Consider the following 26,936-nt stretch of genomic DNA (forward strand, 5'->3'; position numbering starts at 1 on the left):
AAGTTTGTTTATGATGGACATACGGTACCACATAGCCACGTTGATAGCCATCTTTTTGGCGCTGGGAGTTGGCATACTTGTTGGGAGTACCGTGGTTGGCAGTGATGTTTTGAATGACCAGCAAAAAAAGATGATTGATCAACTGGAGAAACAATTTGAGGTCCTGAGACAAAAGGAAGAAGACCTCACAACCCGCGTCGAATTCATGAACGGGTTGCTCAGACATTACGAGGACTTCACCGAGGCGCTGCTTCCCTCTATCGTGGAGAACCGGCTGGCGGGTATGAAAGTGGCCTTAGTAGTTTCAGGGGGGCTTGATATTCCTTCGGGAGCTTTGAACTCGCTGTCCTTGGCCGGGGCTAGGATCGTTTCGACTACGGTGATCTTACCGGGGATTAACCTTTCCAGCGATTCTTTACGTTCGAAGCTGGCTGCTGCTTATGGAGTTGGAGACAAAACTTCGCCGGAAGAGTTGAGGATTCAGGTCGGAAAAACCATAGGGGATATTATACTCAACCACGATGTTCAAGAGATTAAGCGCCTGTTGGAACAGAACGACCTGGTGAAATTTAACGGGGATTACAGTATCCTCCCGGACGCGGTAATCGTGATGGGAGGGGCTAGCAGCCTCGATTATTATTTCCCTGAAACTATAGACGTACCCATAATAAACAATGTATCGGGGGCGGGAGTCAGGGTTCTAGGGGTAGAAGTCTCGGATGTCAAGTACTCGTATATGCAAGTTTACCAGGCCCAGAAGATTACCACCGTGGATGACATTGACCTTATCCCGGGACAGGTGTCGCTGGTTCTGGCAATGGCAGGCGAATCCGGAGACTATGGGGTGAAACCCACTGCCAAGAAGTTCATGCCGTCTCTACCGCCGGGATACGCGGGAGGCAATCGATGAAAACGGTTACGGTTGTAATACCTGCATACAACGAAGAAACGAGAATCGGGAGTACCGTGCGGGCGGTTAGGGAAAGCGAGTTTGCTGACCAGATATTGGTAATGGACGACGGGTCGCAAGACAAAACGGCGGTGATAGCCAGGGGGGAAGGAGCAGAAGTAATCGAACTCAAGCCTAACCGCGGCAAAGGGGAAGCCTTGAATCGGGCTGTGCCACACATAAAAGGGGACATCGTCTTGTTTCTGGATGCGGATCTCGGGGATTCGGCAAGGCAGGGCCAGCTATTGGTCAAGCCGATACTGGAGGGTGAAGCAGATATAACTATCGCTCGTTTTCCACCCCCTAAGAAAAAAGGCGGGTTCGGGTTAGTAAAGGGATTGGCCGCCTGGGGGCTTAAGAGGGCGGGGATGGAGGCCCGAGAGCCCTTGAGCGGGCAAAGGGCTATGAGCAAGACTGTTCTTATGGACTTGTTGCCTTTTTCTCCTGGTTTTGGAGTGGAGCTGGGGATGTCATTGCGCGCTTTGGCACGGGGGTACAGGCTGCTAGAGGTTGATACCACTATGACCCATGCAGAAACCGGGAGAGATGTAAAAGGGTTTGTGCACCGAGGCAGGCAGTTTTGGGATGTACTGAAAGTGATTCTTAAGGAGGCAAAGGGGGGGCCTTGTTGAATGCTACATCGTCGCTAGGGTTGGCGGCAGGGGCGGCTTTTGCGACCGAGTTATTGATATTGTTTTTTCTTTTGCGCTTTATGAGCAGGCACCGCGTGACTGCTCCGAACTATCGGGGAATCGAGATTCCGATAGCGATCGGGGTTTCTTTCCCGGCCACCTTGTTTGTGGTGTTCATGGTAGAACGTATTCTCGGCGTCTATCCAGGAGGAGAGGCAGGCGTATACCTGGCTGCGGTAACCGGAATATCACTTCTGGGGTTCATAGATGACTTAATAGGTACCCGCGATACCTTGGGATTTCGGGGACACATACGCAAACTATTCCACGGGGAGCTCACCACTGGCGGCCTGAAAGCGGTCGGAGGCGGGATTATCGCAGTTTACGCGTCTGCTCTACTCTTTAAGTCATGGCAGGATATACTGGTAAACGCCTTGGTAATGGCTCTTTTCGCTAACCTCATTAACCTTCTCGATTTAAGACCAGGGCGGGCTATCAAGGGGTTTCTGGTCCTATTTGTTATTTTATTTTTTGCAGCTAAATCCGACCTTTTTCTTTTTTTACCTCTACTTGCCGCAGTCCTCGCCTATTTTCCGTTTGACTTGAAGGCCAAGGCGATGATGGGTGATTCTGGGTCGAACGTTTTGGGGTTTACTCTGGGCCTGATGTGCGCTATGAGGATGAATATGCCTTTCCGACTAGGGTTTTTAGGATTCCTTATTGTAGCCCATCTTTTTACGGAGCGGTATTCTCTTACGGAGATAATCGAACGGTGTGCGTTGTTGCGCTATTTAGACAACCTGGGAAGGGGTGGTGAACGGCGTGGCGAATAAAGAACGCATCCTGGCCGAGTTTTTAGAGCTCGTGCAGGTAGATTCGGAGTCGGGACGCGAGGGACGGTTGAAGGAGCTTTTGAAGGAAAAGCTCGGGGATTTAGGGCTGACGGTGATTGAAGATAAGGCTGGAAAAGAGACGGAGGGCGATTCGGGTAATCTCATCGCAAGCTTAGAAGGTACGACAAATAAGCCTGCTATACTGTTTTGCGCGCACATGGACACGGTTAAGCCGGGGGTTGGAGTAAAACCGGTCATCAGGGATGGTGCCGTATACTCCAGAGAAGGCACGGTTTTGGGGGCAGACGATAAAGCCGGCATTGCAGCTATTCTGGAAGGGCTGAGAGTGGCTGAGGAACAGGGCTTGGCCAGGCCTCCAATCGAGGTCGTATTCACGGTTTCTGAAGAGCGGGGACTAATGGGTTCAAAACACCTCGATTTCTCCGTTCTCAAGGCTAGACAAGCGTACGTGCTGGACAGCGTGGGAGAACCGGGAACCATAGTAATTCGGGCTCCGCGCCAAAACGAGCTGGAATTCCGGGTTTACGGTAAAGCAGCCCATGCCGGTATCAATCCGGAAGACGGTATAAACGCTATTCACGTTGCCGCCAAAGCTTTGGCGGGAATGAGGATCGGCCGTATCGATGAAGAAACCACATGTAATCTGGGCACGGTTGAGGGCGGCAAAGCCCGAAACATCGTTGCCGATTACTGCTGTATCGGAGGAGAAGTGCGCAGCCTCTCACCGGAGAAACTGGAGCGGGTTACGGCGGAAATGGTCAAGCATTTCCAAGAGGAGGTCGGAAGGTACGGGGCCAGGAGTGAGGTTCGGGTGAATCTCTTGTATCCCGAAATGAACCTCGACCCGGAGGAGCCGGTAGTGGCATTGGCCAAGCAGGCAGCCCGGAACCTGGGCAAGGTACCGAATTTGATAAAGACCGGGGGAGGAAGTGATGCCAGCATTTTTAACGGTCACGGCATCCGCTGCGTAAACCTCGGTATCGGTATGGAGGCAGTGCACACTGCCGAGGAACATATACGGATAGAGGACCTGGTAGATACTGCCCGCTTGGTGGTAGAGATTATAAGGGAAGCAGGGAGACGGGTTGATCCGGATTAAGAGGGGCACGGTTACAGAAGTCACAGGTAAGAGGAGAGGTATTACCGAACTTGTGGTCATGGTCGAGGGGCGAAAAGAGCCGGCCGTCAGTTACGACGACCTGATCGGTGAGGTAACAATAGGAGACGAAGTATTGTTGAACACGACCGCAGTGAGTTTGGGCTTGGGAAGCGGCGGAGTTCATTTTGTCATGGCTTCTTTGGCTGGCGGGGAGAAAGAGTTGACAGGAAAAGGACACATTATGAAACTTCGTTACACCCCTTTGCAGGTGAAAGTTTTGGCGGTGGAAGAAGAAGACAGTCCCTACCGCGATATCATGGCCAGAGCCGACAGTCTGGAAGGATGTCCGGTGCTGGTGGGTACTCTTCATTCGGCTTTGGCACCGGTTTGTGCGGTCCTCAAGGCTACCGCGGACTTGAAGGTAGCCTATATTATGACGGACGGGGCTAGCTTGCCTCTCGTATTCAGCCGGAGCGTGGCCGAGCTGAAAGGAAAAGGACTATTGGACGGGACGGTGACCTGCGGTCACGCCTTTGGCGGCGACTTGGAGGCTGTTAACTACTATTCCGGTTTGTTGGCGGCACGGTGGGTGTTGGGGGCCGATGTCATAGTAGTATCTATGGGACCTGGAATAGTCGGGACGGGAACAAAATGGGGATATACGGGTATAGAACAAGGCGAGATTCTGAATGCGGTTGCCACCCTGGGGGGGATACCGGTGGCCATACCCAGGATAGGTTTTGCCGATCCCCGGGCCCGTCATCGCGGCGTAAGCCACCATACCTTGACTGTTCTTTCCCGGGTGTGTAAGGTGGAATGCCTGGTCCCTCTGCCGGTACTGGACCAGGCCAAAATGGGGGAAATACTGAGCGTCATAGACAGAGAGAAACTGCGAGAGCGGCACCGGTTCGCGTTGGAAGACGGGAGCGTGGTGAAAGAAGCTGTTTCCAGGTTCGGGTTGAAGGTGAGCACGATGGGAAGGGACATGGAAAGTGACCCCGAGTTTTTCCTGGCTTGTGGAGCCTGTGCCCGGGCAGCTGTCAAGCTCCTTCGGGGCGAACCTTTGAATTACGTAAGATAGAGCCCCAGCCACAGATGCACACACGATAAACACTGATGAACACAGATGTAATTTTGACGCTGATTCACGCAGATAACGCGAATTAAAACCGCTTTGACGAGGAGCAGAGCAGGGTCACGAAACGGAATCTGCCGTCGTCGCTTTTATGTTCTGCACGTAATGCCTTAGATCACATGGGTGTTTGGGGATGTCTCTCAATGCAGGGAGAATCGTATGTAATCGACAAGCTTCATGTCCGGGGGTAGCTTAGACAAGGTTTGCTTTAAATGTTTGACCTTTCCCACAAGTATAAAACCGTTTTTCAGGCTCACTGTTATCATGAGAACACCTCCGTTAGTATTGTTATTGCCTTGAGGAGTGTTTATGCGGGTAAAAAAGAAAGAATAGTGTTGTGATTTAAGGGGGTTTCGAAATGGATTTTGTGGAAAAGACCCTGCACAGCGATAAGGTTTTTGCAGGGAAGATAATGTCAGTACGGGTGGATACGGTGCTTCTGCCTGATGGGAAGCAGTCAACGCGGGAGATTGTGGAGCATAACGGGGCGGTAGCGGTAGTGGCGGTTGATTCTGAAGGAGCGGTGTACCTGGTCAGGCAGTTTCGCAAGCCGGTAGAAGAGGTGTTGTTGGAGATCCCGGCGGGGAAGCTGGAGCCGGGGGAAGATCCCCTGGAATGCGCTCGTCGGGAGTTGCTGGAAGAAACGGGCCTAGTTGCCCGGGACTGGACGCGGGTTTTTAGATATTATTCGACTCCCGGCTTTACTAGCGAAGTCGTACACGTTTACGTAGCCAGGGATGTGGAACAGCATGCAGCCGCTCCCGAAAGCGATGAGTTTCTGGAAGTGGTGAAAATGCCTCTGGACGAGGCGTATGAGAAGGTAATCGACGGGACCATCAAAGACGGAAAAAGTATAGTGGCCATCCAGCACTTGGTATTGGACGGTCGCAGGGAATCGGTTTCTAAGGACCGAGGGGAGGGTTTGTAGGCCATCCTTGCTTATACATCGTTCCATACCGCATCGTCAATGTCATTATCCCAAAAACCTGTGCTACTCTCACTAGCTAGTGTCAAATCCTTAAATATTTGGTTATCTTTCTTGTTCTTTAGAAGAAGGATAAAATCGATGACCTCCTGCACTTGATTGTCTGGAATTTCATCGATTAATTTGATCAAAAATTTCTTGCATGTATTCACAAAACTCACCTCACTTATTATCTTATCATATCACCAAAGTTTTCTTATCCAACTCTTCAACCGGTAGCCTAAACTAAAGGTCGGTTGAGAGAGAGACAACCAGTGACAATAAGGTAACCGGCTCTGAAGATACCATCGCAATTAGTTTGAGAAATGTAGAAGGTTGTATGATGAGAAAATACTATGCGGATTTGCACGTTCATATAGGGCGGGCGGGCGAAAGACCGGTAAAAGTGACGGCTTCCAGCCAGCTTACCTTGAGTAACCTGATATTGTGGGGGGCCAGGCGCAAGGGGCTGGATGTCGTAGGCATAGTCGATGCGGCTAGTCCCCTGGTGATACAAGAATTAGAGACTATGCTGGAATCAGGGGCTCTCCTACCTGCAGCGGATGGAGGGCTTGCAAGCGGTAGTGGTCTTCTGCTGTTGTTGGGAGCCGAAGTGGAGACCGTGGAGGGGGCCCATTTTCTCTCTTATTTGCCCGACCTGACTGCGGTGAAAGAATTCCGAGTCTTTCTAGAATCTCGCGTCTCCAATTTGAACCTTTCTACACCCAAAGCCCGGGTCGCGGCCAAAGAGCTGTTGCGAGCAACTGTGGAACTCGGCGGCATTTTTTGCCCGGCCCACGCTTTTACCCCGCACAAAGGGGCGTACGGGTGCTGGATTGAACGGTTAGCAGTGGGGCTGGGGGATGACGTTGGGAAAGTAGAAGCTTTGGAACTCGGGCTCTCTGCCGATAGCAAAATGGCTCACATGATAAGTGAAACCGATGCTTTTTGCTTTCTGTCAAATTCGGATGCCCATTCTTTAGCCAGTTTGGGTAGGGAGTATAACTGCCTGTTGATGGAAAACCCCAGCTTTGCCGAAGTGCGGAGGGCTGTTCGCGGCGAGAAAGGAAGACAGGTTTTGGCGAACTACGGGATGCATCCGATGTTAGGCAAGTATCACCGCAGTTTCTGCCCACTATGCAGTGCTATCGCGACGGGCGAAGCGCCAGTGACGGTTTGCGACCGCTGCGGCAACAGGAAGATGGTTCTCGGGGTTTGGGATCGCATCTGCCAGATACGGGACAGGGTCGAAAACCCAAAAAGTTCTGAGACAGTTCCTTACCATTACCGGGTTCCCTTGGCCATGCTGCCGGGGGTCGGGCCTCGGACTGTAGAAAAACTGGTAGAACACTTTGAGAACGAGATACATGTCATAGAGAATGCTGATCTGGATGAGATCAAGCAGGTGGCTGGGGCCGAGACGGCGACTGTTATCGGCCGCATGAGACGAGGGAAACTTTCTTTTGTGCCTGGAGGTGGAGGCAAATATGGTAAGGTACAAAAAGATTAGTGTTACCACCGATGCTAGCGGCGCGCAGCAGGCGGCGCGGGAAGGACTTGTAGTCATGATCGTAGATGTGATAGACATGTCCACTACCCTGGAAAGTGCACTGGATGCGGGGGCTGCTTTGGTACTGGGAGCTAGCCCGGACAACGTTCGGGTTCCGGTTTCAGTTTCGCCTGATCTGATCGGTCAGGAAGCGGCTAGAAAGGCTACAGAGGTTGGCACAGGGATAGTAATAGTGGCGGAACCGAGAGTGGGATCAGAACAAGAGAGATTATCGCGATGTCAGAAGCTTTTGGCTGGAATCTATGCCGCAGGCGGTAAGGTGGAGGCGGTGGTGCCCAACATGGGAGCTGAAACTCCCAAACTGGTAAGCATGGAAAACCGGGTGGTGGTCGCTGTTACCGATACCGGTGGAGTCGCTTTCGATGCCGCATTTCAAGAACAGGCTACCGTTATTACCGGCACTGTAGCCCGCACCTTGACCCAGAAAGGAATCCAGCCGGCTCTAACTGCGGTACGGCGAGCCCGTAAACACCTAGCTGACCACCGAGGCATAGCGATTGTGGCCGCCAGCCGTAACTCACAGGAGGACATCCTCGCAGCCCAATTCATAGCCAGCCTCCTGATGGGGGATATAGAATGATGTCGGTTAGGGAATCGGTTTTCGACTTAGGCGTTTCTAAGACGTGTATCCATCAAGTCGAGTGAGTGACGAAAGATGTCTACGATGTTAGGGTCTACCGTATCTCTTATATACTCATTGAACTCGTTGGCCATCGGCACCAGTTTGGTCTCAGCTAGTTCGCGCCCTTTAGGAGTTAGGTATATCTTCAAACTTCTTCTGTCCTGAGGATCTTCTTTCCTTTCAATCAAGTCTTCCTTAACCAACCTGTCAATCAACCCGGTGACCGCAGGACTGTCAAGTTGAATCCTTTCGGCAATGTCTTTGACGCTGGTTCCTTCATGATCCATAACATCAAAAATGACAAAAGACTGCGACGCTGTGACCCCGTGCTCCAGACACCTGTTGTTATAAAGGCGGCTTATTCTTCGCGACAAGGCGTTTATACGAAAACATAGAAAATTAGTAAAATCTAACATAACTCAGTTACCTCCACGTAATCTTCTTGTTCTGGGAATTGTGCAGATGAATACTGCTAAAATGACAAGAACTATGGAGAACTCTACCCCTGTTTAGCCAGCACTGCGATAGTAGTCCTTTATATTTAAATCTGTTATTAGCATAATTGTCAAGTTTTTATTTTTAAAATAACCGTTGACAAGTTGCAGACCAGGTGATATTTATTAAGACAGAAATAGATCACATGCAAAGAAATAACTCTATACATAAACTCACGGGCCTATAATAAAAGTAAAAACGCGCGTTAGAAATAGCGTGGATGATAGGCTACGGCAAAGCGGACGATAAAACTTAATTTAATAAACAGTGAATAATGTGGATATTAATGCATGGGCTGTTAAGAGCAGGGGGTAGTAAGAGGAGGTGGGGCCCCGGAACACTAGTGAAGGGTAGTCGCTTGCTGCTCCGAGAATGTTCGCTATTGTAAGCAGAGTAACGGTTTTAGTCCTCTCGGGTAAAATCACCACATACCTTCGGGGCGTTCTCGTTGTTTAGCAGCAACCGAGGAATTTTTGTGCACCATCGGGTCAACGAGAGTCTGAATTGGTCAACAGGAGGAAAAAGGAGGAAAGAACAGAGATGCCGTCAACATTCATGAACACCACCAGGGACCAGAAGTTTATTCTCAAAGAATGGTTGGACATGAACAAAGTATTTGAGACCGAGCGCTTCAAGGACACCTACACGGTAGACGATTTGGATTTTATCTTGGAAAATGCCCTTAAAGGTGCCAAAGAGATGGTTGCACCGTCCTGTAAAGACTCGGACGAAATAGGGTGCAAGTTCGAGAACGGTAAAGTCATCACCCCCCAGTCAACCAAGGATGCCTACTACTTCATCGTTAACAACGGGTTTGCAGCTACTAACGTGGATCCGGATGACGAGTCGGCTCTACCCCAGGCCGTAGTTTGGACTTTGAACGAGTACTTTATCGCTGCCAACCCATCTATCCAAACCCTGTGGTTGGCCAACTCGGGAGCTGCCGGCCTCATCCGTGATTTCGGTAGCGAAGAGCTAAAGCGAATTTACCTGCCCAAGATGTACAGCGGGCAATGGGCAGGAACCATGGTCCTTACTGAACCCCAGGCCGGCTCTGACGTCGGGGATGCCACGACTCGGGCGATACCTACCGATGAGCCGGGCGTTTATTTGATCAAAGGTACCAAATGCTTTATCAGCGGTGGCGAGCAGGATGTAACAGAAAACATCGTTCATCTAGTCTTGGCCCGCATCGAAGGGGCTGCCTCAGGAACCCGGGGTTTGTCGTTGTTTGTGGTACCGAAGTACCTGCCGAATGCTGACGGGAATCCGGGAGAATGGAACGACATTACTTGCGTTGGCATCGAGCACAAGTTAGGGCACCGGGGCTCACCCACTTGCGTGCTCAACTTCGGTGAGGAGGGAAAATGCAAGGGCTTCTTGCTGGGTGACCCTCCAGGCGAAGACGGCAGCGGACAGGGTATGGCCCAGATGTTCCGGATGATGAACGAGGAGCGTTTAATGTCCGGTCTTTCAGGGTGTGCCCTGGCAGCCTCAGCCTATCACAACGCGGTGAAGTATTGTCAGGAACGGATACAAGGTCGTGCTGCTACCAATCCGAAAGCCGGACGGTGCGCGATTATTAAACACGAAGACGTAAAAAGGATGCTGATGTTCCAGAAAGCTCATGTCGAAGCCTTCCGGGCAATGGCTATCCAGACTTATTACTGGGTGGACATCGAAAAGTACAGCTCCGACCCGGACCTGGTCCAGCAAGCCAAGGTCTTCTTAGAGGTAAACACTCCCATCGTGAAAGCCTATTGTTCTGACGTGGCTTTACAGTGCATATCTGAAGCCTTGCAGTGCTATGGAGGTTACGGTTTTTCTGAAGAATATCCCATTGCCGAAATTTACCGGGACGCCAGGATATATCCCATCTGGGAAGGAACCAACTACATCCAGGCGTTGGACCTGGTCGGTCGGAAGATGACCATGAAGAAGGGGCAGGTCTTTGCGGCTTGGCTCAAACACATCCAAGACTTTATCGAAGCTAACAAGAAGGCTCCCGGGTTTGAAAAAGAGTTTGAGGTCTACATCGATGGCTGGAACAAGTACAACGAACTACTGAAAGTCCTGCAGAAACTCTTTGCCACTCCCGGAATGGCCCAGCTGTATGCCACCAGGCTCTTGCACGCTACCGGCAAGCTCTGGGCCGGCAAACTCCTCCTGGAGATGGCTCTGATTGCCCAGAAAAAGATTGACGAACTAGGGCGAGACCACTACGATTATCATTTCTATCTCGGGAAGGTGGCATCAGCCCGGTTCTTTGTCCAGAATATCATTCCGGAAATTGGAGCTTTCCTGGAAGTGGCCAAGAACGCCGACGCGACGTGTATCGAGGTTCCGGAAGAAATCTTCGGCATCTAGTGAACAAGAAAGGCCGACTAGGTTTTAGGCAATCAGCTCGGGTTAATCGAGGCGTGGTCTCTGGCAATCCCGGCACCAGGAGGTGCCGGGACGAGACCATGCGTAATCATCACTCATATTCCCCGACAAACTGGAGAAGGAGGAGGCTTTATGGACTTTACTCTTACCAAGGAACAACTACTGATTCAAAAGATGGCCAGGGACTACGCCGAACAGTACATTCAGCCTTTGGTAGAGCGGATTGAGAGTGAAAATGCGGTACCCAAAGAGGTCATCGAAGGGTTAGCTGAACTCGACCTTTTCGGGATGCCTATGCCTGAAGCATACGGGGGTGCGGGAGCAGGGTACGACACTTATGTTGTGGCCTTGGAACAAATTGCCAGGATTTCGTGCGGTCCAGCTATGATTATTTCGGCGCACACCCTGGGGCTGGGGGCTATCAATAATTTCGGGACTGAAGAACAGAAGCAAAGATACATGCCAAAGTGTTGCCGCGGGGAGCATATAGCTTCTTTCGCTTTTACCGAGCCCGGCACCGGATCGGATCCCAAGCAGATCACAACCACCGCGGTAAGGGACGGAAACCACTTTGTTATCAACGGAACCAAAAGATTCATTTCTAACGGAACTTACCCCGGCCCCGTGGTGCTTTTTGCCCGCGACCAGGAAAACGGCAAGATAACCGCTTTTATAGTAGAGAAGTTCTGTGAAGGGTACAGTGTATCCAAGCCTTGGGAAAAAGTGGGCTGGCACGGAGGGGACCTGGTCGACATTTACCTGAAAAACGTTCGGATCCCTGCGGAAAACGTCTTGGGGGAACGCGGCTACGGCTACCCGATACTACAGTACGGTATCGCTTTTGGGAAAATCGGCATGAATGCGATTGCTTTGGGGACCCTACTTGCTGCCTACGAAGAAGCGGTGACTTACGCCAAAGAAAAGACCCACCGGGGGGAACCTATAGCCAAGTTTCAGACCATACAGTTACGGATAGCCGATATAGCCATGAAGTATGAAGCTTCCCGCTGGGTGGCTTACCGCCTAGGGTGTCTGGCTAACCAAACTAAGGACTACGCCGACTTTGCCCGTGAAGCAGCAATGGCCAAGGTTATTGTGGCCGAGAACGCTTTTTCTGCGACCCGAATTGCCCTAGACATACACGGTTCATACGGGCTGATGACAGACTACAAAATATCCCGACTTTATCGCGATGCCGTGATGGGTCCGCAGATTGAAGGGGTTATTGACATGCAAAAGATAATCGTGGCCGGAAGTATCTTGTTCAAATAATGAAGGAAGACATACTTAGTTGAGAAAAGGGGTTAAGAGTTGATGCCGAACCAGGAAGCAAACGAGGGATTTGAGGTAATCGTGGTCGGTGGTGGACTCGCCGGGTTAGCCGCCGCCTACACCCTGGCCGACCGGGGTGTAGAAGTTTTGGTTTTAGAACGTGGAGATTATTGCGGTGCCAAGAACGTAACCGGCGGCCGGATTTACTTGAATCCGATACGAGACCTTTTTCCACAGCTTTGGAAGGATGCGCCTTTCGAACGGTATATCGCGCACGAGGAAGTCAGCCTCTTCGCCTCAACCCGCTCCATCACCTTGAGATATGATGGGAACGAACTGGGAGAGCCCCCCTACCAGAGCTACAGCGTCCTTCGGGCCAAGTTTGACCGGTGGTTGGCCCGGCAAGTGGAACAAAAGGGAGCTATGCTGGTGACCAAGAGTCGGGTAGATGACGTGATCCTGGAAAACGGAGCAGTAAAGGGCGTAAGGGCAGGTGGAGAAGAACTGCGAGCCAACGTGGTCATAGCCTGCGATGGGGTATTGTCTCTCGTCAGTGAGAAAGCTGGCTTGAGGAAGGATATGCGGCCCCAAAACTACGCTGTCGGTATTAAAGAAGTAATAGAAATGGATAGAGCGACTATTGAAAACCGTTTCAACCTGGAAGGGGAAGAAGGAGCGGCAAGGCTCTTCATGGGAGACGTAACTGCTGGAATGTTTGGAGGAGGTTTTCTTTATACCAACCTGGAGAGCATCAGCCTGGGCTTGGTAGTAAGCATCGAAGCCCTGTCGGAAAACCAAAGGGAGCTTACCGCACCGGAGTTGCTGGAGCGGTTCAAAGAAAGACCGGAGGTCGCCCGTCTCGTCAGGGGGGGAGAAACAGTAGAGTACTCGGCTCACGTCATACCAGAAGGCGGGTTTGACGCCCTTAACTCCCTGTACGGAGATGGCATTCTGGTAGCAGGAGATGCGGCAGGATTCGCTTTAAATATTGGAGTGACCGTAAGAGGAATGGAATACGCCATGGCTAGCGGTTACTACGCGGCTGAGACCGTGTTGCGAGCCCGCGAAAAGGGAGACTACAGTCGGGCTACGCTCAGCCAGTACCAGCGGTTACTGGAGGATTCGTTTGTGCTCAAGGATTTCAGGAACTTTCGTGACGCCTTGTCTGTGCTCGACAATCACCGGTTCTTTCAGTACTACCCCGAACTGCTAGGAAACATATTAAAGGACTTGTACCAGGTCCCGCCAGGTCCGAAAGATAGGTTATACAGTACTATTCGCCGTTATCTAGGGGTAAGAGAGGCTTGCAAGATTCTGGGCGATGTCAGGAGGATGAGGAAGATATGAGCTCAACCCCGGGACTGAAGGGTAAACTTGGGCTTAACGTATTCAAGGAGAGCGGTAAGTCTCACATCCGGATTAGAGAAGGAAAGGAAAAGCATCCGCAGTTAGCAAAGGCAGTATTGGTTTGTCCAGCGGGTCTGTACAGCCAAAACTCCAAAGGAGAGGTAACCCTCAGCTCTGATGGCTGCCTGGAGTGTGGAACTTGCCTCATAGCATGCGGACGGGAGCTGCTTGACTGGGAGTACCCGGAAGGGGGGGCTGGAGTTCAGTTCCGGTTCGGCTAAAGGCTGGTTTCAATGGGAACAGGACAGTTGAGTTTTGCAGGGAGGTTAAAGGATGAACATTGTGGTGGCAATGAAGCAGATACCTGATTTACAGCAGATACGGATAAGGAACAAAAAGCCGCTCTTGGAAGACGTTCCTCAGACTTTCGGTAATATAGATCGAAACGCTCTGGAAGCAGCAGTTCTCATAAAAGAAGAGGTTGGAGGCAGCGTTACGGTAGTGGCGGTAGGTAAGGAAGGTCTCGAGGATACGGTGAAAGAAGCTCTAGCTGCTGGAGCCGACCAAGCTTATCTGATTATTCACGACGAGCGGGAAGGGTTTGAGAGTTCAATTAATGCCAGGTTGATAGCTGAGGCCATTAAGCAACTCGGTTCAGTTGACCTGGTACTGTTCGGCGAAGGTAGCGGGGACAATTATTCTTCACAGGTGGGTTCTAGAGTAGCGGAACTCCTCGACCTGCCGCAGGTAGGGTATGTGGAAAGGATAGAGCTGGCCGAAGGCAAGGTGCTGGTCACGCGTTCGTTGGAAGACGGGCAGGAAGTATTGGAAGTGACTCTACCTGCGGTATTGACGGTCGTGGCTGACCTAAACCAGCCGCGTATACCTTCAGTAACCCAGATACTTAAGGCAGGCAAAAAGCCCAAGAAGACAGTATCCCCTCAGGAGCTGGCAGGTGTGCTTCCTCCGCCCAAGATCAATACCATAAGCAATCTGGCTCCGGAAATCGAGCGCAAGAAGATTCGAGTCAAAAGTGTAGCCGAACTGGTGGAAAAACTGCGGGCCGAGGGCCTGTTGGGGAGGGCGTAACATGGCAGGTACACTCGTGTACAGTCAAAAGACCGAGTTGGCCTTGGAACTGATAGAGGCGGCGCGAGCCTTGTGCCGGGCAGGGCTCGGTAATGAAGTCAAGGCTATAAGTATCAACAACCGCGCTCAAGCTGAAGAACTGGCATCCAGAGGAGTCAACGTGTGGTCGATTAAGGGCGAAGGGGTTGCGATTGCTGATACTGCCGCCTTGGCCTCGGTTATCGCTCAGGTGGCGAAGGAATTAGAGGGCGATGCTATCGTATTGTCCTCGGATCGCAGGGGCAAGGAACTGGCAGGTAGACTGGCGGCAAAGCTCGATGCCGGCTGTTTGACCGACGTTAAAGCAGTGGAGACTGCGGGACAGGAGGTAGGTCTGGTGCGAAATGCCCTGGGGGGGGCTACGGTGGCGGTGCAGACTATAACTAGTTCTCTGAAAGTGGTTGCGTTTGCACCCGGGGCTTTTCCATGCGCGGAGAAGGTTTCGGACAGCGGGATAGTGAACGAACTTGAAATAACTGGGACAAAGGCCACTGTACGGATGATAGAGACCAGACCCAAAGATGCTGAGAGCACGGATATTAGGAAGGCCAAGACCCTGGTGGTGGTGGGACAAGGAGTAGAAGACAAGGAGGACCTGCCGCTCGTAGAAGAGCTGGCCAGCGTTTTGGGGGCCGAAATCGGCTGTTCCAAACCCGTCGCGACGGATAAGAAATGGCTTTCGGAAGATAGGGTGATAGGACTCTCGGGAAAGACATGTCAACCGGAGCTAGCGTTGATCCTTGGGGTGTCGGGCCAGGTTCAGTTTACGGTCGGAATAAGGGAAGCCAAGGTGATAGTCTCAGTCAACAAAGACGAGAACGCCTACATGAACCAGATGGCCGACTACGTACTCGTTACCGATATCAAAAAGGCTTTGCCAGAATTTTTGCAGGCTTTGAGGTAGGGGGTGAGATAACGGTCACTTGCGAAAAGAGGTACGGGCTGTCAGGGGGTTTTATACGGCTGGAACGGATGTAACCGGCCGTGGAGGGAGACCAAGTATTATCACAGGAGGGATTTTCCATGGCGAATGAAGCTGTAGTGTGGAAAAAAGAAGACGGCATCTGTACAATAACGCTTAACCGGCCCCAGGCTATGAACGCCTTGAATGGCGATATGGTCAACGGAATGGTTGCCGCGTTTCAAGACTGCTACGACGAGAGCGTTCGGGCCGTAATCCTTACCGGGGCAGGAAAGGCCTTTTGCCTCGGGGGAGACATCGCTGAAGCTAGCAAATACGGCAATGGGGATTTACAAGCGTTTTTCCGGGATTTCACGGTTCCTTTGGCCAGGGTGATATCTGACATGAGAAAACTTCCCAAACCCATCATCGCTAGCATTAACGGAATATGCGCCGGGGTGGGGATGAGTTTTGCCGCGGCTTGTGACCTGCGGATTTGCCACAATAAAGTGGTTTTCAAGCAGGCATATACCAGCGTGGGGATAAGCCAGGACGCCGGTTTTACTCAGATGATACCGCTCCTCGTGGGTTTCGGCCGGGTTAGTGAAATGATATTCCTGGACGAGGTTATAACGGCAGATAAGGCTTTAGCCTGGGGCTTTGTTAACAAGGTGGTTGCACTGGAAGAGCTCGAACAGGAGACCTTGAAAATAGCCCGGCAGTTAGCCAACGGGCCTACCAAGGCATTTGGGATGTCCAAGGCTTTGATAAACAAGAGTATGCTACCGTTCCTGGAGTGCCAGCTCGAAGCCGAGCGCCACGGGGTCATGACAACTTCTCTTACTGAGGATTACAAGGAAGGCATCGCGGTGTTTACGAGGCAAAAAGCAGCTCCTGAATTCAGAGGGAGATAAGGCAAGGGAGGTAGTCTAGGAACATGAATTGGCAGGAAGATTACAAAAGAAAGCTTACAACTTACGAAGAGGCTGCCAAGGTTGTGAAATCGGGTGACGTAGTAGGAACTGCCTTAGGGACGGGATCCTGTTCCGATAAGATGTTGGACGCGATCCTAGATCGCCATGAAGAACTGGAAAACGTGAAGATTACGGATTCGATTCAAGTTTATCCTTCCAAACTGTATGACCCCAAATTCATGGCTCAGTTGGAGGGTAGGATCACGCACACTCCTATTTTTGCTATAGCTACTGTGAGGAAAATGTACCAGGCCCAACTCTCTGATTTCTGGCCAGCTACCACGATGGACGCGGGGGATAAGTACGGAGAGAGGGTTACTGTATTTGCCCTAATGGTGAGCAAACCTAACAAACAGGGGTACGTGAACCTAGGTCCGACTTGTTTCTACACAGCAGAAAGCATAAGGCTGGGAAGAAAAAGGGGACAGTTGCGCACCGTCATAGCCGAGGTCAACGACCAGATGCCGATCGTCTTCGGCGACAACTGGATGCACATCTCGGAGTTCGATTACATCATCGAACGGTCGGCCCCTATACCGACTTTTAAACGAGGAGAACCAAGCGAAGTTGAACAGCGCATAGGAGAATACGTGCTGGAACTGATAAACGACGGGGATACGGTCCAGATGGGACTGGGAGGTATATCCGAGGCCGTGGCCGCCGGATTGAGGGGCAAACGAGATCTCGGCATCTTGACCGAGATGTTACCACTGGCTCTTCCGCAGCTGGTCGAAGCCGGTATAGTCAACAATTCTCGCAAGCCTTTATTCAAGGGAATCAGTATAGCGTCATTTGTACTCGGCGACCAGGCCTTATATGATTATATCAGCGAAAACCCTAGTTGTCAGCTTTACCCGGCTTCGTACACCAATGATCCAAGGTTTATTTCCCAACACCCTAATATGGTGGCTATGAATACTTCTCTAATGATAGACCTCACCGGGCAGAGCACGTGCGAAGGGATAGGTCATACCATGGTTAGCGGTGTCGGAGGCCAGTTAGACTTCTTGATCGGAGCCTATTGGTCGGAAGGCGGAAAAGGCATCAACATGTTAAGCGCTGCTCGTACCATGCCTGACGGCAGACTGGTTTCCAGCATTGTTCCGGAATTACCGCCGGGTACGCCGGTGAGTGTACCCCGGACTTTCACCAATTATGTTATCACCGAATACGGGATTGCCAAGCTTAAGTATAAGAGTAGAAGGGAACGAGCACTGGAATTGATATCCATTGCTCATCCCGATTTGAGAGGAGAACTGATGGACAGTCTCAGAACCAAGTTCTACATGAGTTCTGGGAAATAAGGCTAGTCAAGGCAATTTAATAGGTGAGCGTTTATTGACGCTGGCGGTTCAGTTACCTGGCTTTATATGAGGATACTTCCCCCTCCTTTTCAGCCATTAGCCAACAATCGGCTATGATACCGCCAGCGCTTTATTTTGGCGATTGGCTTAAGGTATGACCCATGAAACGCGTAACCCAATGACGCTAACCGCTTTCCGTTGTTAATATTGGCATTTTCTACCTGCCTCAGATGGTTTAACAACTTGTAAAAAAGTTCAGCCCTAGGGAAGGACAGTAGGATAAGGGCTGCCACAAATGCAATGATTCATGATAAGTCAAAACAAGAACTCTTTTACAGAACAAAGAGAGAAATACTCGGTTTCAGCAAGGACGACACTGTTCAGACTCTATTACTAGTAGTCCGCGTATACCCGCATTCATAATAGTGCGTTCCCCGCTTTTTCGCATGCAAATACCTATGATAACGCGATGGTAAAGGATCCCAGTTTCGATCTTGTGACCTTGCGTTTCGAAAACGAAACTATTTCGCTTATGATGGTAAAGAATTCTCCGCTCTTTGGTCATCCAATGCCTTGTCGTAACCTGATCCCGTTCCCAAAACAGGGCTTCTCGCAGCACATCCATGTCTGAATTCCGACGGTTCAAACTAGATATTCAACTCCGACTAGGTTGGCACATTTATTGCATGACCGATATCTGAAGATGTTTTGTAGTAGTACACGCTAGACTGTCACAGGGAGGGGAGATATGCAATATCTAGCTTGAGCCGTATAAGAATAACTGTGAACGGCTAAGATACGCCTTTTGAATTGGTCATCGTAATGCCCAACTTTTGTAAGAAAAGGAGGTACAAGCAAAATGCAAGACGTTTATATCATTGGGGTAGGAATACTTCGTTTCGGCAAACACAAGAATGAAACCGTACGTTCCATGGCAGAAAAAGTCATAATCAACGCACTAGAAGACGCTGGCATTGATAAAAAAGACCTGCAGGCAGGCTATTTTTCAAACTCGTTTTGGGGCTTGTTTGACGGGCAACACTCCATTCGGGGACAGGTAGTTTTCAGAGGCATGGGCATCGATAAAATCCCGGTAGTCAACGTTGAGAACGCATGTGCGGGGGCTTCTTCAGCGCTTCACCTTGCCTATACGGCGGTGAGGGCAGGTATGGTTGATGTGGCTATCGCTGTGGGTTCGGAGAAACTGACGAGTTCAGACAAAGCCAAGTCTCTCCAGTCTTATTCTGCTTGTATGGACGTGACTAATATCGAAGGTACTCTCAATGGTCTAATGGGATATGGTCGAAACCTTACGATAGAGCTGCCGCCCGAAGACGAAAATGCACAGCGTAGCGTCTTCATGGACATTTACGGAATGATGGCAAGGTGGCACATGAACAAGTATGGGACGACCCAAAGGCACTTGGCAGTTGTGGCATCCAAGAACCATTTCCACGCTTCGCTCAATCCATATGCACAATATCAGAACGTGATGTCAGTTGAAGAAGTAATGAACGACGTTCCCGTCATTTACCCGTTGACTCGGGCGATGTGTGCCCCGGTAGGAGATGGCGCAGCCGCTGCAATCGTGTGTTCCGAGAACTTCTTAAAGAAACATGGAAAGGGAAGAGCGGTTAGAATCCGGGCATCGGTTTTGGTTCAAGGCTCGGACCGAGATTACGACGGAGAAGATATCGGCGAGCGGGTTGGTAAGCTTGCGTATAATGCAGCCGGAGTTGGTCCTGAAGACATTGACACCGCAGAGCTGCATGACGCTACCGCCTATGGAGAACTGCACCAATGTGAGTGTATGGGGTTTTGCCCGCCTGGGGAAGGGGGGCCGTATGCAGAATCTGGCGCTACTAAGCTAGGTGGAGACAGGCCTATCAATACTAGCGGTGGCCTGGAGGGTAGAGGACATCCAATCGGCGCTTCTGGACTTGCCCAAATTCACGAGCTTGTGACTCAGCTTCGGGGAGAAGCAGGGCCCAGACAGGTAGAAGGTGCGAGAATCGCCTTAGCACAGAATGGCGGAGGCAGCATAGGAATTGAGGAAGCGGCAATGTGCATCCATGTTCTGGAAAGAGTATAGCTGTGAACAGTGTCCATCTCGCCGCGTAAACTGCGGCGAGGTGGCGATGAAGTAAGCGGTTAGCGTAGCCCGAACGAAAGGAGGAATAAGATGAAAGACGTGGTCATAGTGTCCGCCTGCCGGACAGCTATAGGAACCTTTGGGGGTTCGTTGAAGGACCTAAATGCTCCGACCCTGGCGAAGGTAGCCATGCGGGGAGCAATCGAGAGGGCAGGGATAGATCCGGGGCTAATTAATGATGTGCGCTTTGGTTGTGCGTTTGAACATCCTGACAGCAATAACGTAGCTCGTGTCGCAGCGCTGTTAGCAGGAGTACCTGCTGAGACATCGACTGCGGTGACGATAAACAGGGTTTGTGTGTCGGGAATGGAAGCGGTTGTATCGGGTATGGCCATGATCCAGGCAGGCCTTGTCGATGTGGTTTTGGCCGGTGGGGTGGAGCACATGTCAGGTGTCCCGTTTAGCGTTCTAAATGCCAGGTGGGGCTGTCGCCTTCAGGATTCGGTTTTTGTCGATAACCTGATTCACGGGTTATACGGCGGGTCAAAGTTTTTGCCAGGGCCGGAAAACGGTCCGGTCAAGGAAGGTCCCATTCTGGAGGCGGGTCGAGGTAAGCCTTATATTATGGGTTACACGGCGGAGTTATTAGCCCAATACTGCAATATCAGTCGCGAAGCGATGGATGAAGTTGCCCTGCGGAGCCATAACAACGCAGAGCGCGCCACAAAGGATGGATCGTTTCGAGAGGAGATTGTTCCAGTTGAAATCCCACAGAAAAAGGGGAAGGCTCCCTTAGTGTTTGACAAGGATGAGCATTTTAGACCAGGCGTTACTATGGAACAACTTGCTGCTTTACCGCCGGCTTTTGTCCCCAAGATCGGAAAAGTAACGGCAGGCAATGCTTCCGGGATGAATGACGGAGCCGCAGCTATGGTAATAATGTCGGCTGATAAGGCTAGAGAATTAGGGATGAAACCAATTGCCAGAATTAAGGCGGTCGGCTACGGAGGATGCCATCCATCTATCATGGGATTGAGCCCGGTTCCGGCTATAAAGAATCTGCTGTCAAAATCGGGGCTTAAATTAGAAGATTTTGAACTCATAGAAATTAATGAAGCATTTGCGGCTCAGTATCTCGCCGTTGAGCAGGAATTGGGCTTAAATCGCGAGATTACCAACGTCAATGGATCTGGGATCGGTTTGGGGCACCCGGTTGGAGCTACCGGATGCCGGATTATGGTGACGCTGCTGTATGCGATGAAAAAGAGAGGCAAGACACTGGGGTTAGCAAGCCTGTGCGGCGGCGGCGGAGTATCGATGGCGGTCGCTTTGGAGATGGTTTAAAGAAGTAGAAACAGGCGGCGGCGTTGAAAGAGTTAGAATTAAGCATAGGGAGGTGAATGCCTAATGCTGAGTGATTTAAAGGGAAAAGTCGCAGTGGTAACCGGTGGTGCGGATGGAATTGGAAAGGCGTCGGCACTGAAGCTGGCCCAAAGCGGAGCTGACATAGTTATTGCGGACAAAAACCTGGATGGGGCTACCAGGGTGGCAACAGACATTAGAGGTATGGGCAGGAGAGCCACGGCAATAGAATGTGATCTATGGGAATATGATTCGGTTAAGAATATGGCAGATAAGGCGATTGCCGAGATGGGGAAAGTAGATATCTTGGTTGCCAGCGGGGCTACTACTGTAAAATACGCGAAGTTCTTCAGAGACCTCGATCCTCATGACTATGCAGGTTGTCTTAATTCACAGCAGTTTGCGCGCTTATATGCTATCCGGGCTTTGTTAGATCACATGATAGAGCAGAACTACGGCAAGATCGTGATCGTTACCAGCGACGCGGGGAGAACTCCAACGCCGAGAGAATCGATGATAGGTTCGGCTGCGGCAGGTTTGATACTGGTGACAAAGGCGTTAGCAAAAGAATTTAGCAGCTGGAATATACGCGTAAATGGAGTGTGCTTGACGGTGATTCAAGGGACTCCGGCCTTTGATGCGGTGATGGGAACCGATGCCAAACATGTTTTTCAAAAGGCTGTAGAGCGAGCTCCTTTCGGTATCCCAACTGCGGAAGATGTAGCTGAGGCCGTATTGTTCATGGCTTCGCCTGAGACAGATGTAATTACAGGTCAGGTTATCAGCGTAAACGGGGGACTGTCCTTCGGAGGGTAAAAGGCATAGAGGTTTACAGGGCCAAAACTTAAGAGTTGCCTCATACACACCATAGGTGGAAGTGATATTGATGCAGCCGTATCTAAGGAGGTGCTTGAATGTATGAGTTTTAGCGAAATTCTCTCCAATTTGTCAAAGATAGCGGAACAGGCCTATGAAAAGGCGAAGCAGTGGAAGGCGGAGCATGGCGGTAAAGTAGTGGGTTTGTGCGGGATGCACTATCCCGAAGAGTTGGTTCACGCGTCAGGGGCTCTCCCAATCATACTTCAAGAGATTGACGAGCCGGTAACGACGGGGCATGCTTATTATTATCCCTTCTTCTGTGGCTTTAGCCGCAGTATTATCGACCAGGCGGCAAAAGGGTATTTAGATTTCTTGGATGGCTTCATATCGGGTGACTACTGCATTCAGGTTGTCGGGGCAGGGGAGGCCTTGGGCGTTGTTCTTCGCAAAGCCAGCAATATGTTCTTCCGGTTTCCTGTAGGTAACCAGCCTTGGACACAGGCTGATATAAAGGAAGGTTTGCAAGAACTGAAACGCGACCTAGAAAAGTTCGTAGGTCACGAAATCACGGATGAGTCTATTCGGGAAAGTATTCGTGTCTATAACAGGAACCGTTCCCTTATGAGGGAGATATACAGAATTAGGGCGTCCAATCCTGAGGCCCTGAGTGCGAAGGACTTGGTGACAATAGTAAAGACCAGCATGATTATGCCGAAGGAGGAGCATAACGCAATTTTGCAGGAGCTTTTGAAAGACTTGCCCAGCAGGGAAACCCGTGCGGACCAGGAAGGATTACGTGTATTCGTATCGGGCAGCCTGTGTGGGGCTCCCAAAGTCGATATACTAACCATGCTGGAACAGACTGGTGCTGTAGTTGTGGATGACGATCTCTTCCACGGATACAGGTATATCAACACCGACATCGATATTGATGGAAATACGGATCCGCTAAAAGCTATTGCATCTTTCTATATCGCAAAGAACGCCAAGGTACCATGCCCGACCCGGGTTGATCCTACGACCAGTTGGCAGCAGTATTTGGTAAACGCGGCGAAAGAGCACGGAGCTGGTGCGATTATCATCTTGATGGCAAAATACTGTGAACCGCATATGTTCTTCTATCCTGATATCAAAGAAACATTGGAAGAAGCGGGGATTCCTCATCTCTTAATTGAGGTGGAACATGAAGTTGTGTCACTGGAAAGTCTGAGGACGAGGATAGAGGCCTTTGTGGAGATAGTCGAAATTGAGGCTCTTAAGAAGGGCAAGGCTGAGGCTTCTAGGTAGGAGGGAGTGAGACGAATGAGTACGGCAGAACCGAAGAAGGCTAATCGCGTAAAATCGGGCAAGCTGGTTAACAAGCTCGTAAACGAATACTGGGAAGACCTGATACATGCCAAAGAAGCGGGCAAACTAGTGGTCTACACTACAGGACTACCTATCGGCCCGTTCATGGCAGCACAAGACATGGCCTGGATACATGGCGAGGGTTACGGGGCCCGCGTTGCCGCCAGGCATGAGGAGAAGGAACCGCAGATTTATGCTGAGAGACGGGGATATAACCGGGAGATCTGTTCATATGCCCGAACCCAGCTAGGCTGTGTGATGTTCGCCGAAAGAGGTATTCCTGAGGATCTACCTGCGGGTCCCATCGCAGCTCAGATACCTCCGCCGGACGCTATCGTTACTTGTTATCCCGGCTGTTCCAGCGGACCACAGTGGGACTGGTCTATTGAACGGCTATGGGGGAAGAAAATACCATGGTTCAACGTTGTTATACCGTATCACATGGGGCGCAACGGCTCCGGCTACATGAGCGGTCAGGAGTTCCAGGACGAGGTTGCATATATAGTGAGGCAGTTCAAGGATCTCATCCGGTGGTTGGAAGAGCTCAGCGGTCGTCCATACAACTGGGACAAGTTCTGTGAACTGATGGCGGTCACTAAGAAAGTTGGAAAGCTCCGCATGGAAGCCATGGAGCTAGCAGGTAAGACCGTCCCTTCACCCGCGAGTTTCTTCGATTGGAGTCAATTCATCGCTCCAGTGAATTACCTTACAGCGTGGCCGGGGACAATAGAGTGTATGCAAGCAGTTAAAGAAGAAGTTCAGGAAAGGATAGCCAATGGAGTAACGGCGGTTCCGAATGAAAAGTACCGGCTCTTCTGGGAAGGAATAATGAACTGGAACAAGCTAGGGTGGATGGCGAACAAGTTTGCGAATTACGATGCGTGCGTGGTGGCTGGCCGGTATACTCATATGGCTTTCTGGCAGGAGCCCGACGTGATTGATCCAGAGGATCCCCTCGAAGGGATAGCTATTAACCACCTGGAATGCCAGCTTAACCTAGGATATCCTATCACTATCGAGAGGATGAAGAAGCTCTGCCGGGAATATGCCATCGATGGGGTGATTCTCCACGGGGCTAGAACTTGCCGTTCCTTCGCCCGGTCACATTATTTGATGGCCGAGGAATTGATGAGGACTATGGGGATACCCAGCACCATGTTCGAGGGCGATATGGTTGATGAGTCGTTCTACATCGACGAACTCGTCAACACGCGTATTGAGGCGTTACTCGAAACACTCGAAGCCAAGAAGAGCAGGAACTAATAAACACACAATTAGCTAACCCCCCCTTAAATCCATGAATTTGTCCGGGGTTCCTTCTCGCCCCGGATGAATTCTGGATTAACAAATAGATTTACGGGTGGCGGAAGAAGATTAGACCTTCGAGCAGACAAATTTGTTTTAACGAAGGAAGGAACAGCATGGAAAGTAGCCAGGATGCGATTAATATGGATAAGGGGCATGATGTACGCGAAGGCGCTTATGTCCTAGGAGTGGATAGCGGTTCTTTGACGGCCAAGGCTGTAATAATGAACCGGGATAGGGAGATTGTTGCGCATAGCGTGGTGCAGCTAGAAATCGTCAGCCTAGAGGCAGTGAAGGAAGCAGTGAACAACGTATTGAGTTCGGCCGGTTTGGATATGAGCGATATCGCCTATGTGGTAGCTACAGGCTACGGGCGGCGCAGATATGATTTTGCCGATAAGACCGTAACCGAGATAGGCTGTCACGCCAAAGGGGCACACTACCTGCTTCCGGAGGTTAGAACTGTTATCGACATCGGGGGACAGGACAGCAAAGTGATAGCCGTTGACGAAGAAGGGAACCCAACTCACTTTGCGATGAATGACAGGTGCGCCGCTGGTACCGGAAGGTTTCTGGAGGTAATGGCGAGTGCTCTTCGTGTGCCGCTGGAAGCGATTGGGGAGATGTCCTTGAAGGCGCGGCAGAAGCTGACGATAAGCAGTATCTGCACGGTTTTTGCGGAAACGGAAGTAATATCGTTGGTGGCAGAAGGGCACAGCAAAGAAGATATACTTGGAGCCCTTCACGCATCTATCGCTAGCCGGATTGCCGGGTTGGTTGCCCGGGTTGGGCTGCGGGAACCGGTGATGATGACGGGAGGAGTCGCCAAGAACGTCGGTGCCGTTCGAGCTATAGAAGGGGAGTTAGGGGTGTCGATAACTGTCGCCAGGGATCCCCAGATAGTTGGAGCGCTCGGAGCGGCGCTTTTTGCATTGGATTTTGTGGAAGGGATGTCCGGGTTAAAACTCAGGTAGACGTTAATAAAAGCCACGAGTGATGTTTAGATGCCTGGTGAAGTCTTTATTAAGTGAGGTAAGCTTACACTGTAACGAGGACTAGAACGTATGATTAGAAAGAGCAGCGTTCGATGAAATATATGGATTGTCGGAAAGGGGTCGATAGAATGGCCGGGCCTTTGAGCGGCTTAAAAATCCTTGATTTTACGACATTGCTACCCGGGCCTTACGCTACGATGAACTTGGCAGACATGGGGGCAGAGGTGCTGAGAATAGTCTCAGGTTCGAGGCCTGATCTGGTTGATTTAATGCCCCCATTTGTTCCGGGGACTAAATTATCAGCTGCATCATGTCAGTTAGGAAGAAACAAGAAGGTTATGACCTTGAATTTGAAGGACGAACGGGCAGTGCAAGTGATCCACAAGCTTATAACTGACGCTGGTTACGATATCGTAATCGAACAATTTCGCCCGGGAGTGATGGAGAAGTTCGGGCTTGACTATAAAAACCTCAGGGCAGTAAACGAACGGTTGATATACTGTTCATTGACCGGTTACGGGCAGACGGGTTCCATGAGGGATAAGGCTGGCCACGACCTTAACTATGTGGCCCTTTCAGGCATAGCGTCTTACTCCGGGAAGAAGGATTCGGGGCCACCGGTTTTGGGTATTCAGATAGCGGACGTTGCTTCTGGAGCAAACAATGCTATAATCGGAATTCTGGCGGCCGTGATACACAGGCAAAACACCGGGCGTGGCCAGTACATTGATGTATCGATGACCGACGCGTTAATCGCCTTCCACGCTATGCAGGGTGCTGCTTTCCTGGTGGACGGCAAAGACATCGGGAGAGAGGAAACGTTTACGAACGGCGGTGGCCTTTATGACTATTACGAGACCAAAGATGGCCGGTATTTGGCCTTCGGAGGCGCTGAGCCGCAGTTTATTAGAGCCTTCTTGGAGGCTATAGGGAGACCGGATTTAGTTGAAGAGGGGCTCAACATGCAGACTGGTGCCCAGGTAAAGGGAGAAGTGAGAGAGGTAATAAAGACTAAGACACTTGACGAGTGGAAGGCCGTATTCGATTCGGTTGATGCCTGCTGCGTGCCGGTGCTTACTTTATCGGAAGTGTTTGCAAGCGACCTAGTTAAAGGTCGAAACATGGTGGTCGAAGTACCCGGCCCCAATGGTATCACAATTAAGCAGATCGCTTGTCCTATTAAGTTTTCAGAGTCATGTCCCGAATACCACCATTGTGGGGTGCCGAAAGATCAAGCCAATACCGCGGAAATAATGCAGAATCTAGGGTACTCTTTGCAGGAAATTGAGGAATTTACCAAGACGGGTTTGTTTAGCTAAGCGACTCTCATTGACCAGATAGGCTACAGTTCTTGCGCGCGTGGGTTGGGAACGTGGAAGGCGGTA

24 protein-coding genes are annotated in these 26,936 nt (G+C 50.8%); 23 read left to right on the forward strand and 1 reads right to left on the reverse strand.

Features of this window, described 5'->3' with window-relative positions; genetic code table 11:
- Positions 1-10: 10 nt before the first annotated feature.
- The 8 genes from SLIP_RS02160 to SLIP_RS02200 all read left to right on the forward strand — a co-directional run bounded on the left by SLIP_RS02160 (position 11) and on the right by SLIP_RS02200 (position 7,783).
- Positions 11-910: a copper transporter gene (locus tag SLIP_RS02160; protein ID WP_013174630.1), complete on the forward strand. Its 900-nt coding sequence runs from the start codon at positions 11-13 to the stop codon at positions 908-910.
- Positions 907-1,581: a glycosyltransferase family 2 protein gene (locus SLIP_RS02165; protein WP_013174631.1), complete on the forward strand. Its 675-nt coding sequence runs from the start codon at positions 907-909 to the stop codon at positions 1,579-1,581. The genes SLIP_RS02160 and SLIP_RS02165 overlap by 4 nt, the downstream gene beginning before the upstream one ends.
- Positions 1,578-2,414, forward strand: coding sequence for an MraY family glycosyltransferase (locus tag SLIP_RS02170; protein WP_013174632.1), 837 nt, complete (start codon positions 1,578-1,580; stop codon positions 2,412-2,414). The genes SLIP_RS02165 and SLIP_RS02170 overlap by 4 nt, the downstream gene beginning before the upstream one ends.
- Positions 2,404-3,534 carry a M20/M25/M40 family metallo-hydrolase gene (locus SLIP_RS02175; protein ID WP_013174633.1) on the forward strand — a complete coding sequence of 377 codons (1,131 nt, stop codon included), beginning with the start codon at positions 2,404-2,406 and terminating at the stop codon, positions 3,532-3,534. The genes SLIP_RS02170 and SLIP_RS02175 overlap by 11 nt, the downstream gene beginning before the upstream one ends.
- On the forward strand, positions 3,521-4,615 hold the full coding sequence (locus tag SLIP_RS02180) for a DUF3866 family protein (RefSeq protein WP_013174634.1): 1,095 nt from the start codon (positions 3,521-3,523) through the stop codon (positions 4,613-4,615). Before SLIP_RS02175 ends, SLIP_RS02180 begins: the two co-directional genes overlap by 14 nt.
- A gap of 412 nt (positions 4,616-5,027) precedes the next feature.
- Positions 5,028-5,597, forward strand: a complete 570-nt coding sequence (locus SLIP_RS02185; protein WP_013174636.1) for an NUDIX hydrolase — start codon at positions 5,028-5,030, stop codon at positions 5,595-5,597.
- Positions 5,598-5,976: 379 nt separating this feature from the next.
- Positions 5,977-7,143, forward strand: coding sequence for an endonuclease Q family protein (locus SLIP_RS02195; RefSeq protein WP_013174638.1), 1,167 nt, complete (start codon positions 5,977-5,979; stop codon positions 7,141-7,143).
- The gene (locus SLIP_RS02200; protein WP_013174639.1) at positions 7,121-7,783 is read left to right on the forward strand and encodes a hypothetical protein; all 663 of its coding nucleotides are present in this window, start codon (positions 7,121-7,123) and stop codon (positions 7,781-7,783) included. The genes SLIP_RS02195 and SLIP_RS02200 overlap by 23 nt, the downstream gene beginning before the upstream one ends.
- A gap of 26 nt (positions 7,784-7,809) precedes the next feature.
- Here the strand turns inward: SLIP_RS02200 and SLIP_RS02205 are convergent, their stop codons facing one another.
- Entirely contained in the window at positions 7,810-8,241 is a 432-nt protein-coding gene (locus tag SLIP_RS02205; protein ID WP_013174640.1) for a MarR family winged helix-turn-helix transcriptional regulator, read from the reverse strand.
- 619 nt (positions 8,242-8,860) lie between these two features.
- Between SLIP_RS02205 and SLIP_RS02210 the strand changes: the two genes are divergently transcribed.
- From SLIP_RS02210 to SLIP_RS02280, 15 genes are all read left to right on the forward strand, one after another.
- On the forward strand, positions 8,861-10,687 hold the full coding sequence (locus SLIP_RS02210) for an acyl-CoA dehydrogenase family protein (protein WP_013174641.1): 1,827 nt from the start codon (positions 8,861-8,863) through the stop codon (positions 10,685-10,687).
- Between the two features lie 150 nt (positions 10,688-10,837).
- Positions 10,838-11,977 (forward strand): acyl-CoA dehydrogenase family protein, encoded by a 1,140-nt coding sequence (locus SLIP_RS02215; protein ID WP_013174642.1) that lies wholly within the window; start codon positions 10,838-10,840, stop codon positions 11,975-11,977.
- Between the two features lie 42 nt (positions 11,978-12,019).
- A complete protein-coding gene (locus SLIP_RS02220) occupies positions 12,020-13,324 on the forward strand; it encodes an FAD-dependent oxidoreductase (RefSeq protein WP_013174643.1) in 1,305 nt (434 codons plus the stop codon).
- Positions 13,321-13,605 (forward strand): ferredoxin family protein, encoded by a 285-nt coding sequence (locus SLIP_RS02225; protein WP_013174644.1) that lies wholly within the window; start codon positions 13,321-13,323, stop codon positions 13,603-13,605. Before SLIP_RS02220 ends, SLIP_RS02225 begins: the two co-directional genes overlap by 4 nt.
- A gap of 52 nt (positions 13,606-13,657) precedes the next feature.
- Positions 13,658-14,413: an electron transfer flavoprotein subunit beta/FixA family protein gene (locus tag SLIP_RS02230; protein ID WP_013174645.1), complete on the forward strand. Its 756-nt coding sequence runs from the start codon at positions 13,658-13,660 to the stop codon at positions 14,411-14,413.
- A gap of 1 nt (position 14,414) precedes the next feature.
- A complete protein-coding gene (locus SLIP_RS02235) occupies positions 14,415-15,356 on the forward strand; it encodes an electron transfer flavoprotein subunit alpha/FixB family protein (protein WP_013174646.1) in 942 nt (313 codons plus the stop codon).
- 119 nt (positions 15,357-15,475) lie between these two features.
- Positions 15,476-16,267 carry an enoyl-CoA hydratase/isomerase family protein gene (locus tag SLIP_RS02240; protein WP_013174647.1) on the forward strand — a complete coding sequence of 264 codons (792 nt, stop codon included), beginning with the start codon at positions 15,476-15,478 and terminating at the stop codon, positions 16,265-16,267.
- A gap of 23 nt (positions 16,268-16,290) precedes the next feature.
- Entirely contained in the window at positions 16,291-17,631 is a 1,341-nt protein-coding gene (locus SLIP_RS02245) for an acetyl-CoA hydrolase/transferase family protein (protein ID WP_013174648.1), read from the forward strand.
- A gap of 859 nt (positions 17,632-18,490) precedes the next feature.
- The gene (locus SLIP_RS02250; RefSeq protein ID WP_013174650.1) at positions 18,491-19,723 is read left to right on the forward strand and encodes a thiolase family protein; all 1,233 of its coding nucleotides are present in this window, start codon (positions 18,491-18,493) and stop codon (positions 19,721-19,723) included.
- 90 nt (positions 19,724-19,813) lie between these two features.
- Positions 19,814-21,067, forward strand: a complete 1,254-nt coding sequence (locus SLIP_RS02255) for a thiolase family protein (RefSeq protein ID WP_013174651.1) — start codon at positions 19,814-19,816, stop codon at positions 21,065-21,067.
- A 63-nt stretch (positions 21,068-21,130) separates the two neighbouring features.
- Positions 21,131-21,901 (forward strand): SDR family NAD(P)-dependent oxidoreductase, encoded by a 771-nt coding sequence (locus SLIP_RS02260; protein WP_013174652.1) that lies wholly within the window; start codon positions 21,131-21,133, stop codon positions 21,899-21,901.
- Between the two features lie 102 nt (positions 21,902-22,003).
- Positions 22,004-23,191, forward strand: a complete 1,188-nt coding sequence (locus SLIP_RS02265) for a 2-hydroxyacyl-CoA dehydratase subunit D (protein WP_013174653.1) — start codon at positions 22,004-22,006, stop codon at positions 23,189-23,191.
- Between the two features lie 15 nt (positions 23,192-23,206).
- Positions 23,207-24,514 (forward strand): 2-hydroxyacyl-CoA dehydratase subunit D, encoded by a 1,308-nt coding sequence (locus SLIP_RS02270; RefSeq protein ID WP_013174654.1) that lies wholly within the window; start codon positions 23,207-23,209, stop codon positions 24,512-24,514.
- 158 nt (positions 24,515-24,672) lie between these two features.
- On the forward strand, positions 24,673-25,530 hold the full coding sequence (locus tag SLIP_RS02275; RefSeq protein WP_013174655.1) for an acyl-CoA dehydratase activase: 858 nt from the start codon (positions 24,673-24,675) through the stop codon (positions 25,528-25,530).
- 149 nt (positions 25,531-25,679) lie between these two features.
- Positions 25,680-26,870 (forward strand): CaiB/BaiF CoA transferase family protein, encoded by a 1,191-nt coding sequence (locus SLIP_RS02280; RefSeq protein ID WP_041432638.1) that lies wholly within the window; start codon positions 25,680-25,682, stop codon positions 26,868-26,870.
- Positions 26,871-26,936: the final 66 nt, after the last annotated feature.

Origin of the sequence: Syntrophothermus lipocalidus DSM 12680 (assembly GCF_000092405.1) — a bacterium.
Taxonomy (GTDB): Bacteria; Bacillota; Syntrophomonadia; order Syntrophomonadales; family Syntrophothermaceae; genus Syntrophothermus; species Syntrophothermus lipocalidus.

Coding starts and splice junctions, on each gene's coding strand:
- SLIP_RS02205 (WP_013174640.1), bottom strand. CDS start 8,241: ATGTTAGATTTTACTAATTTTCTATGTTTTCGTATAAACGCCTTGTCG.
- SLIP_RS02215 (WP_013174642.1), top strand. CDS start 10,838: ATGGACTTTACTCTTACCAAGGAACAACTACTGATTCAAAAGATGGCC.
- SLIP_RS02220 (WP_013174643.1), top strand. CDS start 12,020: ATGCCGAACCAGGAAGCAAACGAGGGATTTGAGGTAATCGTGGTCGGT.
- SLIP_RS02240 (WP_013174647.1), top strand. CDS start 15,476: ATGGCGAATGAAGCTGTAGTGTGGAAAAAAGAAGACGGCATCTGTACA.
- SLIP_RS02185 (WP_013174636.1), top strand. CDS start 5,028: ATGGATTTTGTGGAAAAGACCCTGCACAGCGATAAGGTTTTTGCAGGG.
- SLIP_RS02165 (WP_013174631.1), top strand. CDS start 907: ATGAAAACGGTTACGGTTGTAATACCTGCATACAACGAAGAAACGAGA.
- SLIP_RS02235 (WP_013174646.1), top strand. CDS start 14,415: ATGGCAGGTACACTCGTGTACAGTCAAAAGACCGAGTTGGCCTTGGAA.
- SLIP_RS02275 (WP_013174655.1), top strand. CDS start 24,673: ATGGAAAGTAGCCAGGATGCGATTAATATGGATAAGGGGCATGATGTA.
- SLIP_RS02245 (WP_013174648.1), top strand. CDS start 16,291: ATGAATTGGCAGGAAGATTACAAAAGAAAGCTTACAACTTACGAAGAG.
- SLIP_RS02255 (WP_013174651.1), top strand. CDS start 19,814: ATGAAAGACGTGGTCATAGTGTCCGCCTGCCGGACAGCTATAGGAACC.
- SLIP_RS02265 (WP_013174653.1), top strand. CDS start 22,004: ATGAGTTTTAGCGAAATTCTCTCCAATTTGTCAAAGATAGCGGAACAG.
- SLIP_RS02195 (WP_013174638.1), top strand. CDS start 5,977: ATGAGAAAATACTATGCGGATTTGCACGTTCATATAGGGCGGGCGGGC.
- SLIP_RS02225 (WP_013174644.1), top strand. CDS start 13,321: ATGAGCTCAACCCCGGGACTGAAGGGTAAACTTGGGCTTAACGTATTC.
- SLIP_RS02280 (WP_041432638.1), top strand. CDS start 25,680: ATGGCCGGGCCTTTGAGCGGCTTAAAAATCCTTGATTTTACGACATTG.
- SLIP_RS02260 (WP_013174652.1), top strand. CDS start 21,131: ATGCTGAGTGATTTAAAGGGAAAAGTCGCAGTGGTAACCGGTGGTGCG.
- SLIP_RS02270 (WP_013174654.1), top strand. CDS start 23,207: ATGAGTACGGCAGAACCGAAGAAGGCTAATCGCGTAAAATCGGGCAAG.
- SLIP_RS02210 (WP_013174641.1), top strand. CDS start 8,861: ATGCCGTCAACATTCATGAACACCACCAGGGACCAGAAGTTTATTCTC.
- SLIP_RS02250 (WP_013174650.1), top strand. CDS start 18,491: ATGCAAGACGTTTATATCATTGGGGTAGGAATACTTCGTTTCGGCAAA.
- SLIP_RS02200 (WP_013174639.1), top strand. CDS start 7,121: ATGGTAAGGTACAAAAAGATTAGTGTTACCACCGATGCTAGCGGCGCG.
- SLIP_RS02230 (WP_013174645.1), top strand. CDS start 13,658: ATGAACATTGTGGTGGCAATGAAGCAGATACCTGATTTACAGCAGATA.
- SLIP_RS02160 (WP_013174630.1), top strand. CDS start 11: ATGATGGACATACGGTACCACATAGCCACGTTGATAGCCATCTTTTTG.